Below are 13,230 nucleotides of genomic sequence, written 5' to 3' on the forward strand. Positions count from 1 at the left end.
CCTTTTTACACGTAAAGAATGTTAGTATGTTCTTCGTGTTACTTTTTTTCTGGTATAAACCAAGAGCCAACATCTGTTACATCTTCATGTACGTTTAAGTTTAATTTGGAAAGCTCTCTTTTAATAAGTTCTGCCACTTCTTTTGTTTCTGCGAAAGCAGAGAAACCATTTTGTAATTCTTTCACTTTTTCGCGTGCAAGTTCTTTTCGATTGATAATCATTCAGTTTCCCCCCATAATTCACTTCTTTTATACATATTGTATACAAATTAAAGGGAAAATGCCATTTCATTGCCCAAAGTTTCATTAAAACGTAATATTTTGTTTATTATTCATGCATAATCATTCATTTGGGGTTGCAGATATATATATCCTAAGAACGCCTGTATATAAATAGAGGTGGTCAATCGTAATTCGATAAACTTGTTCGTCATCATCAATCCGATAAGGTTTATTTTCTATAGCTTGAAAAAGCAGTGTATTACTTTTTGCGATAGTTTCCGTATCTTCACCTATTAAATGTTCCAGGTCATCTTCAACCGCTTGTTTTAAGTGCATCTTTGTCAGATTTGATAGTTTCTGAGACCCTTCATTGGAAAATCTCACGTTAATCTCATGCAGCTTGAATTTTTTGGCCAGTTCTTCATTTGCTCTCTTGTCATCTGAAGTCAAAATCTCGTTTTTTTTCTTATAATCTATAATGATAGAATTTTGCTCTTTTATTTTATGAATCAGTCTTTCATGAGCTAAACCACCTTGAATTAAAAAAAACACCCATCCGATGATAAATCCAATCGCCATTCCAGCAAAAAAACGCTGGTAGCCTTTTCGTTGATACAGCGGTGGAATTCTCATCAGTTGATGTTCTCCTGGCTTAGCCATTGAATGAGCTGCATAGCGGTATTTGCGCCAGCAATCGCAACGAAAATATATGTTAACTGCTTGAAAATCTCAACCGTAGCTCCATTTTCAAAACTGCGTTCAAAGTTAGTGATGGTATCAAAAGTCCCTCCTATAGCAGCGACGATTGCCCATATCTTAAGTCTTTTAGCCAGCTCCATCATCTCATATATAGGAGCTTTTCCAACTAAAAATGCTGCAAGTCCACCGATGAGTGCACCACCTAAAAGTACTCCAAATGCAATGGCAAAATCCAATATCATATTTGCAAAGAAATCGCGTACCATACGAATCCTCCCCTCCTACTTAATGTATGGACAAAAAAAGAGAGTATGCTTGTTTACTTGATAATTACGAAGAACTTGACTTTTAATAACCTGTTTCATTAACACATACGATCAGATGTACTATAATGGAAGTGGAAATAGCTGCAAAAAGGAAGTGACTCAAATGGGATTTGTTCCTCTTCATGTACATAGTGAATACTCTCTTCTTGAAAGTTCATGCAGAATTGATGAGCTAGTTAAGCGTGCAGCAGAATCAGGTTTTCCTGCGCTTGCTCTGACGGATAAAGCAAATATGTACGGAGCGTTAAAATTTTATTCAGCTTGTAAAAAAGTGGGAATAAAGCCTATTTTGGGATTAGAGGCAGATCTAGGTGAGTTGCATGAGAACGATCATTCAATAAGAAAATCAGCTTATAAGATTCTTTTGTACGCAATGAATATAGAAGGATATCAGAACCTGCTAAAACTGACAACGATTATGCAAACGAAGCAAGATGGAGAAATCACGCCACTTTCACATGAGGACCTCTCAAACCACTCAAATGGGCTGATTGCGCTTTCATCAGGAGCAGAAGGTGAAATACAGCAGCACCTGTCCCATGATAAAGGTGCAGGCCATTTAGTAAATAAAAGCATTCACTTTTATCAACAGTACTTTCCTGACCGTTTTTATCTAGGTCTTGAAGATCATGGTACAGGGTTTGAGAAAACGCTGAATCTTGAGGTTCAATCCCTTTCGAGAGAATTTCACATTCCTCTTCTTTGTGCACATGAAACGTATTATCTCGATGCAAAAGATGCAAGTGCACATGATATTCTAGTGTGTATTAAGCATGGAGAGAAGATGAACAATCCTGACCGCTATAAATTAGCTACTGGAGATTATTATTTGAAATCTACGTCAGAAATGGAAGATTTGTTTTCTTTTGTGCCAGAGGCTGTCAGCGAGACAAAAATACTAGCTGACCGGTGCGATCTAGAGCTTACATTAGGAGAAATATCCCTTCCGAAATATCCGGTTCCGGGTGATAGCAGTAGCTTTGATTACTTGGCGATGCTATGTAAAAAAGGGGTACAGGACAGGTATGAAACAGTAACACCAGAAATTGAAAAAAGACTTGATTATGAATTACAGGTCATTCAAAGTATGAATTTTGAAGATTATTTTCTTATTGTCTGGGATTTTATGAAATATGCACATGACCAAAAAATGATTACAGGACCTGGCAGGGGTTCAGCGGCAGGATCTTTAGTGGCGTATGTTCTAAAAATCACAAATGTAGATCCGATTCATCATCATCTGATTTTTGAACGGTTCTTAAATCCTGAACGTGTTACGATGCCGGATATTGATATTGACTTTCCAGATAACAGGAGAGATGAGGTTTTACAATATGTTGCTAATAAGTATGGGACAGACTATGTGGCTCAAATCATTACATTTGGAACATTAGCAGCAAGAGCGGCAGTTAGGGATGCCGGAAGAGTGATGGATCTCCCTCCCTCTCTAATAGACCAAACGGCTAAAAACATCCCTTCAAGGCCAGGGATTAGCTTAGAGAACGCTTTAAAAGAATCTGCTGGGCTACAGGAAGCTTGTCAAACAGATAAGAATGTGAAAAGGCTGATTGATATTGCTATGACTTTAGAGGGGCTTCCAAGACATGTTTCGACTCATGCGGCAGGTGTTGTTTTATCCAGAACCCCTCTTGTTCAGACAGTACCGTTGCAGAAAGGTCATGACGGCATTCCGTTAACCCAGTATAGTATGGAGTGGTTAGAAGCGGCAGGTCTTTTGAAGATGGATTTTCTCGGGCTTCGTAATCTATCTTTAATTGAAAATATTCTTCTTTCCATTGAAAAAAGTGAAAAGGTAAAAATTGATTTACATGCGATACCATTTACAGATGCAAAAACATTCCGTCTCCTTTCACAAGGGGATACAACAGGTGTATTTCAATTAGAATCAGACGGAATGAGAAAAGTTCTTCAGCAGCTTAAACCAACTGAATTTGAAGATATCGTTGCAGTGAATGCCCTGTACAGACCAGGTCCTATGCAGAATATTCCGGATTACATCGCAGGTAAAAACGGTCAAAAAACAGTTGCTTATATGCATCCTGATCTAGAACCTATTTTAAAAAGTACATATGGAGTAATCGTGTACCAGGAGCAGATCATGCAGATCGCTACAAAAGCAGCGGGTTTTACGCTTGGAGAAGCTGATCTGTTAAGAAGAGCGGTCGGTAAGAAAAAAAGAGATATTCTCATGAGAGAACGGAATCATTTTGTTGCAGGCTGTTTAAAGCAAGGCTATGATGAGAAGTCTGCAGACGCATTATATGATCTGATCGTTCGTTTTGCCGATTATGGTTTTCCGAGAAGCCATGCCGTGGCATATAGTGTTATTGCCTATCAGCTAGCATATTTAAAAGCAAATTATCCTACATATTTCATGGCAGCATTACTTTCTAGTGTTATTGGCAATCATGATAAAGTGAATCAATACATTAAGGAATCGTTACAAAAGGACATTTTCGTTTTTCCGCCATCTATTCAGAAGAGCAGTGCTTATTTTACAACTGAAGGAAAAGGTATTCGATTCGGTTTGTTAGCTGTAAAAAATGTCGGTATCAATGCGATACGTTACTTAACGGAAGAAAATGAAAAAGAAGCATTTAGCGATCTGTTTGACGTTTGTGCACGGTGTCCGCAAAAAGTAGTCAATAAACGAACACTTGAATCCTTAATATTTGCAGGAGCGTTGGATGATCTTGGAAAGGACAGAGCTGTTCTGTTAGCTTCTCTTGAGACTGCTATCGAATATGGGGAAGAGGTTCAAGAAATTTCAAGAAAAAATCAAATGTATTTTTTTGATGACGACATTAATCTCCCAAAGCCTTCTTATGTTCATGTTCAGCCCTTTCAGGAAAGCGAGAAACTGAAATTCGAAAAAGAATCTTTAGGCTTTTTCTTTTCTTCCCATCCATTAGAACGCTTTCGAACAGCTTTAAGAAGCTGGGCCGCAACGAGCATCGCTGACATAAAAGGCAAGAATTCTTCCGTTCGCCTGGGCGTATTAGTAGACAAAGTGCGTGTCATTAAAACAAAAAAAGGAGAGCTTATGGCTTTTCTTTCAATAAGTGATGAGAGTGGAGAAATAGAGGCTGTAGTGTTTCCAAAAGTGTACGAGGGACATCATGGACTTCTGCAAAAAGGAGAGCAGCTATTTCTGGAGGGAAGTGTTGAACAACGTAATGACGCATTACAAGTATTAATTAATAAATGCATCCCTTTACATGAACTTAAACCGAAAGACCATTCTGCTTTATTTATTAAAATTGATAAAGAACATGCCTCACCTGATCATCTAAATGCGGTCAAGCAAATACTCTATCAATCTCAAGGAAGTGTTCCTGTTGTTTTAATCTATGAAGAAACAAGGCAAAAAGTCCAAGTCACAAAGACAATAAGCGTTTCTGAAGATTTGTTATTAGAACTCCAATCTGTAGTTGGAGAAGGCAATGTCGTACTTAAAAGAAATTAATAACTTTACAGTTTGTTTACATTTGATATAATAAGTGAGTCAATAATAGTGGTCTGACCACTATTATTGACTCATCGACCCTTAAAATTTTAATTTATTTGGAGATGAAAAGATGTCTACATTACGAGAAGAAGCACTACACATGCACAGAATACATCAAGGTAAATTAGAGTCAAAATCAAAGGTGCCCGTTCGAAATGCAAAGGATCTTAGCCTTGCATATTCTCCTGGTGTTGCTGAACCTTGCAAAGATATTTATGATGACAAATCAAAAGTCTATGATTATACGATGAAAGGCAATACAGTAGCGGTAGTTTCTGATGGAACAGCAGTTTTAGGGCTAGGAAATATCGGACCAGAAGCGGCTCTCCCAGTTATGGAAGGAAAAGCTGTATTGTTTAAAAGTTTTGCAGGTGTTGATGCCTTTCCTATTTGTTTGAACACGACGGATGTAGACAAAATTGTTGAAACCGTTAAACTGCTTGAACCTACGTTTGGTGGAGTGAATCTGGAAGATATCGCAGCACCTAACTGTTTCGTAATTGAAGAACGATTGAAAAAAGAAACAAATATCCCAATCTTTCATGATGATCAACATGGAACAGCTATTGTTACACTAGCTGGATTAGTGAACGCATTGAAATTAACGGGGCGGGAAATGTCTAAGATCAAAGTAGTTGTAAATGGTGCTGGAGCTGCTGGTATCGCAATTATTAAACTGTTAGACCGCTTTGGAGTAAAAGACATCATTATGTGTGACACAAAGGGGGCGATTTATGAAGGCCGCCCGTATGGTATGAACAGTGTGAAATCAGAAGTTGCCAGCTTTACAAACCGTACAAAACAAGAAGGTACCCTTGCTGATGTTATTAGCGGTACTGACGTTTTCATTGGTGTTTCTGTTGAAGGTGCTCTTACAAAGGCAATGGTTGAATCTATGAACCCAGAGCCGATTATTTTCGCTATGGCTAATCCTAATCCAGAGATTATGCCGCATGAAGCAAAAGAAGCAGGAGCTATGGTTATTGGGACGGGACGTTCAGATTTCCCCAACCAAGTGAACAACGTCTTGGCGTTCCCGGGCATTTTCCGTGGAGCACTAGATGTTAGAGCAACACACATTAATGAAGAAATGAAGATTGCGGCTGTTCATGCCATTGCAAATCTTGTCAATCCACAAGAACTGCATGCAGAGTATGTTATTCCCGCTCCTTTTGACCCAAGAGTAGCGCCAATGGTTGCAGCGGCAGTAGCCACTGCTGCAATGGAAACGGGTGTTGCAAGAATTCGAGTGAACCCAGAAGAAATCGCTGAAAAGACAAAGAAACTTGCCCTCATCGGAAAAGATGAATGAAACCGGTAAAGGAGAGAGGAATGTCTGTCCAGCCTACCGAAAAAGTATATATAGAAATATTAAAAAAAATTAAAGCTATTATTGTTGAAGACGGTCTTCAAGCGGGTGACAAACTTCCTTCGGAGCGGGAACTTAGCGATCGGCTCCATGCGGGAAGGTCCTCTGTTCGCGAAGCGTTACGCTCTCTTGAACTTCTTGGGTTGATTGAAACAAGAAGGGGAGAGGGGACATTTATACGAGAAGCAACAGGTCACCGTCTTGTAGAGGTGTTAGCTTCTTTTATTCTTAACGATGTGAAAGCTCGGGAAGACTTGCGTGAAACACGTCATATTGTCATAAAAGATTGTGTAGGTCTGGCGATTATGAGATGCACTTCTTCCGAATTGAGTAATCTGCATGAGTTAATTAAAGAAATAAAGAGAAGCTCAAATGAGCAGCTACAAGTATTATGTAAACAATTTGAAAAAAATGTCATTCAGACATGCGGCAATCATCTTCTTTATCGTTTATATGTAGAACTAACGGGTTATGGATCATCATTACAAAAAGCAGATTCGAACTGGTCTCCAGAGTTATGCTCGGAAGTCCTTACACTTCTGGAACAGAAAAATGCTAAAGAGCTAACGGATCTGTTATCAAAACAAAACGATGCCCTAAACGCAATCGAATAGGTGGTGTTATTCATTCATGATTAAAGGATTGTTCGTAAAAAAGAAAAAGTATGCCACAATACCTACAGGTAAAGTGAAGCAAGATGTTCCTGAAGGGATTATGAGTAAATGCCCGGAATGTAAGCACATCATGGTGACAAAAGAGTTAAGGAAAAACTTACTTGTCTGCCAATCATGTCAGTATCACTATTCCATGTCTTCACAGGAACGAATAGCGAGTTTGTTGGATGACGGCACTTTTACTGAATATAACGCAGATATGATTTCAAAAAATCCACTGGAGTTCCCTAATTATGTTGAAAAACTGGAGAGTGACCGCAAGAAAACAAAAATTAATGAAGCGGTAGTCACTGGTGAAGGGAAGATCAACGGTGTCTCTATAACAATTGCCGTTATGGATTCACGTTTTAGAATGGGAAGCATGGGTTCTGTAGTAGGGGAAAAAATTACTCGAGCGATCGAAAAAGCGATAGAGAAAAAATGTCCGTTTATTATCTTTACAGCATCAGGTGGAGCGCGTATGCAAGAAGGTGTTCTAAGTCTCATGCAGATGGCGAAGACGAGCGTTGCTCTAAAAAGATTAAGTGATAAGGGCCTATTGTTTATCTCCGTTATGACTCATCCTACTACTGGAGGAGTCTCTGCAAGTTTTGCTTCAGTAGGGGATTATAACTTCGCTGAACCGCGTGCACTCATTGGATTTGCGGGAAGAAGAATTATCGAACAAACGATAAGACAGGAGCTTCCTGACGATTTTCAAACGGCAGAATTTTTATTAAAGCATGGTCAGCTTGATGGAGTTATTCATCGCAGCCAGATGAAAAAAACGTTAGGGACTCTATTAAAAATTCATTCAGAAGGGGGGCGTTAAGCATGGCCGCTGAGCTAGAATTTGAAAAACCGATACATGAGCTTGAAAAAAAAATAGCGGAATTAAAATCCTTTATGGATGAAAAAAACATTGATCTCACTGACGAGATTAAACGACTTGAAGAAAAGCTTTCGAACTTGGAATATAGTACGTATTCAGAAATGAAGCCATGGGATCGTGTTCAGATTGCCAGACATGCCGAACGTCCCACTACTCTTGACTATATTGGATACTTATTTACTGATTTCATAGAACTTCATGGAGACAGACTGTTTGGTGATGATGAAGCCATTGTAGGTGGAGTTGCGTTTTATAAAGGTACTCCAGTTACCGTTATTGGCCACCAAAGAGGAAAAGATACGAAAGAAAATGTACGTCGTAATTTCGGTATGCCTCATCCAGAAGGATATCGGAAAGCTTTACGTTTAATGAAACAGGCGGAGAAATTTAACCGCCCAATCATCTGTTTTATTGATACAAAAGGTGCATACCCAGGAAAATCTGCAGAAGAAAGAGGGCAGAGTGAAGCGATCGCCCGTAACCTCGTTGAAATGGCAGGGCTGACCGTTCCTGTTATATGTATCGTTATTGGAGAGGGCGGCAGTGGCGGTGCTCTTGCACTTGGTGTAGGTAATTACGTTTATATGCTTGAGAACTCGACCTATTCTGTTATTTCACCAGAAGGTGCTGCCGCTATCCTTTGGAAAGACGCCTCACTTGCAAAAAAAGCAGCCGAGTCTATGAGAATTACAGCACCTGATCTAAAAGAACTTGGAATCATCGACGAGATTATTGAAGAAGTAAAAGGTGGAGCTCATAAAGATGCTAAACGACAATCAGAACTCATTGATGATGTTTTAGATTCTTCACTAAATACACTTCTAACCATGTCGGAAGAAGACCTCATTGAACAGCGTTATGAAAAATATAAAAAAATCGGACAATTTGGGTTTGTAAACGATTCCATTGTTGTTAAATAGGGAATGTGCCTTTCCGCCATTGGGAAGGCGCATTTTTTTGCCTATTGTTGTCTATTGTGTTCAACATTTGAACATGATATTTTAATAAGACGAGAGAACTAGAGAGGTGAATGTTTCATGAAACGGATAGGAGTTCTAACAAGTGGTGGCGATTCTCCGGGCATGAATGCTGCGATTCGAGCGGTAGTCAGAAAAGGAATCTATCATGATTTAGAAGTGTACGGGATATACAATGGTTATGCAGGATTAATTTCTGGTAATATTAAAAAATTGGAACTAGGTTCTGTTGGTGATATCATTCACCGTGGTGGTACGATGCTTCATTCAGCACGCTGCCTAGAATTCAAAACACCTGAAGGTCAGCAAAAAGGAATTGACCAATTAAAGAAATTTGGGATAGAAGGCTTAGTGGTCATAGGGGGCGATGGCTCATTCCAAGGGGCTAAGAAATTATCAGAACAAGGATACCCTACTATAGGTGTTCCTGGGACGATTGACAACGATATTCCTGGAACTGATTTCACAATTGGTTTTGATACGGCACTTAACACAATCATTGATGCAATTGATAAAATTCGTGATACGGCGACTTCTCATGAGCGTACTTATATTATTGAGGTAATGGGACGAGATGCTGGTGACCTAGCGCTTTGGGCAGGATTAGCAGACGGTGCTGAGACCATTCTTATTCCAGAAGTAGCACATAAGATGGAACAGGTCGTACAAAAGCTGCAAAGAGGACACGAACGCGGAAAGAAGCATAGTATTATCATCGTAGCAGAAGGTTGTGGAAGTGGTGTTGATGTTGCAAAGGAAATTGAAACGCTAACTGGATTTGAGACGAGAGTAACAGTTCTGGGTCATATTCAGCGTGGTGGCTCACCAACTGCTTTTGACCGTGTTTTAGCAAGCCGACTAGGAGCTCAGGCAGTTGAACTTCTTTTACAAGGCAAAGCTGGACGAACAGTAGGTATTGAAAATAACAAACTTGTGGATTATGACATTACAGAGGTTTTATCTAAAAAGCACTTAATTGATAGAGACATGTACCGATTATCCCAAGAATTATCTATATAACAAGCATGATGCATCGTATGGCTGCATAACTTTCAGTCTGTACGATGCCTTCTTGCGAAAAAAGAAACCAGGAGGCCATTTACATGATGCGTAAAACAAAAATCGTTTGTACGATAGGTCCGGCAAGCGAAAGCATAGATAAATTAAAAGAATTGATGAATGCAGGGATGAATGTTTCCCGCCTTAATTTCTCACATGGTGATTTTGAAGAACATGGTCAACGAATCATTAATATTCGTGAAGCTTCAAAAGAACTCGGAAAAACCGTAGCTATTCTTCTAGATACGAAAGGTCCGGAAATCCGTACTCAAACACTTGAAGGCGGTGTAGCTGAGCTCGAAGCTGGTAATGAGCTGATCATTTCTATGGAAGAAGTGATCGGAAACGAAAAGAAAATATCTGTATCATACCCGGGCCTTGTTGAAGATGTAGAAGTAGGATCTAGAATATTACTTGATGATGGTTTGATTGAACTTGAAGTCATTGAGATCGGAAAGAAAGAATTAATAACGAAAATCTTGAACTCTGGTACTCTAAAAAACAAAAAAGGTGTAAACGTGCCGAATGTTAGCGTAAAGCTTCCTGGGATCACGGATAAAGATGCGAAAGACATCGAGTTTGGAATACAGCAAGGTGTAGATTTTATCGCGGCCTCATTTGTTCGCCGTGCGACAGATGTGCTTGAGATTCGCGAAATTTTAGATAATCACAATGCAAACCATATCCAGATCATCCCTAAGATTGAAAACCAAGAAGGCGTTGATAATATCGACGAAATTCTTGCTGTGTCTGATGGACTGATGGTAGCCCGTGGGGATCTTGGTGTAGAGATTCCAGCTGAAGAAGTACCGCTCGTACAAAAAATGCTTATTAAAAAATGTAATGAGCTAGGAAAACCAGTTATTACAGCAACACAGATGCTAGATTCCATGCAGCGTAATCCCCGTCCAACACGTGCAGAAGCGAGTGACGTAGCTAATGCAATCTTTGACGGAACAGATGCAATCATGTTGTCTGGTGAAACAGCTGCAGGTAACTATCCTGTTGAATCCGTTCTTACGATGCACAAAATTGCCAGCCGAGCTGAGAGCTCTTTAAATTATAAAACGATCTTATCCTCTAGAAGCAAAGAGAGTAAAACGACGATTACAGATGCGATCTCTCAATCTGTTTCGTTTACTGCTCTAAACTTAGAAGCGGATGCCGTTATTACAGCTACTGAAAAAGGACAAACAGCCCGTATGATTTCCAAATACCGTCCTAAAGCTCCGATTATTGCAGTAACAAGTAATGAAGATGTTTGCCGTAAGCTTGCTCTTGTGTGGGGAGTTACTCCGGTTAAAGGGGAAAAAGCAAAAACAACTGACGAGATGTTCCAAATTGCGATTGATTCAGCTATTAAAGCAGATGCAGTTCAGCATGGAAACCTTGTTGTCATTACTGCAGGTGTTCCTGTTGGTGAATCAGGATCAACCAATTTGATGAAAGTTCATATCATTGGTGACGTTCTTGCTAAAGCGCAGGGAATCGGACAATCTTCAGCATCAGGTAAAGTGGTAGTTGCAAAAACTGCCCAAGAAGCGATGGATAAGATGACAGAAGGAGCAATCCTTGTAACAGTAGGCACAGACCGTGATATGATCTCGGCATTTGAAAAAGCAGCAGCTGTTATCACAGAAGAAGGCGGTTTAACAAGCCATGCAGCCGTATGTGGTGTGTCAATGAGCATCCCTGTTATCGTAGGACTCCAGAATGCAACTGAAATTTTTACAGATGGTCAAGAAATCACGATTGATGCTTCTGTTGGATATATTTATGACGGAAGAAAAAACGTAATCTAATAAATGAAAAGAGAAGGAAACGAAACCTTCTCTTTTTTTATTCGTAAAAGTATTCATATGATGTTAGTTGGAGAAAGTGAGGAATCTTATGTTTCGGTTGTTATTGTTTATATTCATACTTGTGCCTGCATTAGAAGTGGGGATATTTATTTTAGCTGGTCAATATATTGGAATACCAGCGACGATTGCCAGTATATTCTTAACGGGGATCATGGGAGCATTCTTAGCTAAAAGAGAAGGTACCGAAACGATAAAAAGAGTAAGAGAGCAGCTTGATAACGGCCAGATGCCAGGTGATGCAGTCTTAGATGGAGCTTGCATTCTCGTTGGAGGTGCTCTGCTCTTGACACCAGGGTTCTTAACAGACTTTATCGGGTTTTCGTTGCTCTTTCCTCCATTTAGAAAAATCGTGAAGTTTTGGCTAAAAGCAAAATTGTACGAAAAAATGAAGAATGGTCAATTTTATGTAATAAAAAAACGTTAATGGTCAAAATTGAAGAACGCTGCCAAAAGAGCAGGCGTTCTTTTTTGATTGGTCTTTCTAAAGCCGTTTTATTTAACAGGCTTCATGATAAAGTGATAGATTTCATGAAAAAATTTTGCTTCATATAAAGCACGGATGACAACAAGTATAACAGGACCGATAATTAACCCGACGAATCCAAATAATTGAAATCCGGCGAACAATGCAACAAGCGTTGCTAACGGATCAAGCCCGATTGTTGAGGATAATAGTTTTGGTTCCATGATCTGTCTTTGAATGACCACAACGCCGTATAAAATCGATAACCCGATTGTTAGGGTGTAGTTCCCAGTTAAGAAACAATAAGCAATCCAAGGTAAGAACACAGCTCCTGTTCCTAAATATGGAAGAAGGTCTATGGCACCTATTAATACAGATATTGTGACTGCATAATCAATTCTCAGAATAAGAAGGCCAATCAATACAATAAATGCAGTTATTGAAATCAATGTTAGCTGAGCTTTTAAAAAACCGAATAATGCTTTTCGCAACTCAACATAAACGGTTTTCACGGTTTGAGTCAGTTTTTCTGGGAAGATGGCAGTTAAAAATCCAGTTATTCGGTACCAGTCTTTACTTATAAAAAACGCGGCTAGCAAAGAAAAAATAAAAACAGTTAAAAAAGTGGGAAGACTAACAATCATAAGTGAAACACCATTAATAATGGCTTGGGTAATTCCCGTAACATTCGTGGTAATACCCGTTCCGATCTTCTCAATGTTGTCCATGACGGTTTCTTTTTGATCAGTTCCTAGCTTGCTGTATATAGTCAGCAGGTCATGGTAGAGCGGTAGGACATTTGTTTTGAAGTAATTCTCAAAGTAAGTGACGAGCTCTTGAATATAAGCAGGAATCTCATGGGCGATATAGGCGAAACCTGTCATCATTTCCTGGATAAGCAGGGTTATTAATAAGACGAGAAACCCGAGAAGAGCTAAAATGGATATAATAACCGCAAGTGTTCTGTTAATCTTAAATTTGTTCGCCAAAAATCCTACTAATGGATTAATAATAAGAGCTATGACTGCTCCTGCAATAAAAGGGTATAGGATGCCGGAAACATAATATCCGAAAGTAATAATGGCAATCGCTATAATTACTATGCAACTGAAGCGAATGATTCGCTGTGTAATTTCTGGATGCAAGGTGTATCACCTGCTTTCTACAGATCTTAAGTAAG

Annotated in this window: 12 protein-coding genes; 8 read left to right on the top strand and 4 right to left on the bottom strand. The window is 39.3% G+C overall.

The annotated features are described in order from the left end of the window. Positions 1-38: 38 nt before the first annotated feature. The 3 genes from KUV80_RS00955 to KUV80_RS00965 form a co-directional block, all read right to left on the bottom strand. Complete coding sequence (locus KUV80_RS00955; RefSeq protein ID WP_222460825.1) at positions 39-221, bottom strand: hypothetical protein; 183 nt, start codon at positions 219-221, stop codon at positions 39-41. A gap of 120 nt (positions 222-341) precedes the next feature. Next, the gene (ytrI, locus tag KUV80_RS00960; protein ID WP_222460826.1) at positions 342-854 is read right to left on the bottom strand and encodes a sporulation membrane protein YtrI; all 513 of its coding nucleotides are present in this window, start codon (positions 852-854) and stop codon (positions 342-344) included. Then, positions 854-1,186 carry a YtrH family sporulation protein gene (locus KUV80_RS00965; RefSeq protein ID WP_222460827.1) on the bottom strand — a complete coding sequence of 111 codons (333 nt, stop codon included), beginning with the start codon at positions 1,184-1,186 and terminating at the stop codon, positions 854-856. Before KUV80_RS00965 ends, ytrI begins: the two co-directional genes overlap by 1 nt. Positions 1,187-1,349: 163 nt before the next feature. Between KUV80_RS00965 and dnaE the strand changes: the two genes are divergently transcribed. From dnaE to KUV80_RS01005, 8 genes are all read left to right on the top strand, one after another. Continuing rightward, the gene (gene dnaE / locus KUV80_RS00970) at positions 1,350-4,733 is read left to right on the top strand and encodes a DNA polymerase III subunit alpha (RefSeq protein WP_222460828.1); all 3,384 of its coding nucleotides are present in this window, start codon (positions 1,350-1,352) and stop codon (positions 4,731-4,733) included. A gap of 112 nt (positions 4,734-4,845) precedes the next feature. Further along, entirely contained in the window at positions 4,846-6,087 is a 1,242-nt protein-coding gene (locus KUV80_RS00975) for an NAD(P)-dependent malic enzyme (protein WP_222460829.1), read from the top strand. Positions 6,088-6,107: 20 nt separating this feature from the next. Next, positions 6,108-6,758, top strand: coding sequence for a FadR/GntR family transcriptional regulator (locus KUV80_RS00980; RefSeq protein WP_222460830.1), 651 nt, complete (start codon positions 6,108-6,110; stop codon positions 6,756-6,758). Positions 6,759-6,774: 16 nt separating this feature from the next. Continuing rightward, entirely contained in the window at positions 6,775-7,629 is an 855-nt protein-coding gene (gene accD, locus KUV80_RS00985; RefSeq protein ID WP_222460831.1) for an acetyl-CoA carboxylase, carboxyltransferase subunit beta, read from the top strand. Between the two features lie 2 nt (positions 7,630-7,631). Next, complete coding sequence (gene accA, locus KUV80_RS00990; protein WP_222460832.1) at positions 7,632-8,609, top strand: acetyl-CoA carboxylase carboxyl transferase subunit alpha; 978 nt, start codon at positions 7,632-7,634, stop codon at positions 8,607-8,609. Positions 8,610-8,726: 117 nt separating this feature from the next. Beyond that, entirely contained in the window at positions 8,727-9,686 is a 960-nt protein-coding gene (pfkA, locus tag KUV80_RS00995; protein WP_222460833.1) for a 6-phosphofructokinase, read from the top strand. An 86-nt stretch (positions 9,687-9,772) separates the two neighbouring features. Beyond that, entirely contained in the window at positions 9,773-11,527 is a 1,755-nt protein-coding gene (gene pyk / locus KUV80_RS01000) for a pyruvate kinase (protein WP_222462218.1), read from the top strand. Positions 11,528-11,615: 88 nt separating this feature from the next. Continuing rightward, on the top strand, positions 11,616-12,011 hold the full coding sequence (locus KUV80_RS01005) for an FxsA family protein (protein WP_222460834.1): 396 nt from the start codon (positions 11,616-11,618) through the stop codon (positions 12,009-12,011). A 68-nt stretch (positions 12,012-12,079) separates the two neighbouring features. Here the strand turns inward: KUV80_RS01005 and ytvI are convergent, their stop codons facing one another. Further along, positions 12,080-13,195, bottom strand: coding sequence for a sporulation integral membrane protein YtvI (gene ytvI / locus KUV80_RS01010; protein WP_246624996.1), 1,116 nt, complete (start codon positions 13,193-13,195; stop codon positions 12,080-12,082). Positions 13,196-13,230: the final 35 nt, after the last annotated feature.

This window comes from Fictibacillus nanhaiensis, from assembly GCF_019801215.1.
GTDB classification, from domain to species: Bacteria; Bacillota; Bacilli; order Bacillales; family Fictibacillaceae; genus Fictibacillus; species Fictibacillus nanhaiensis_C.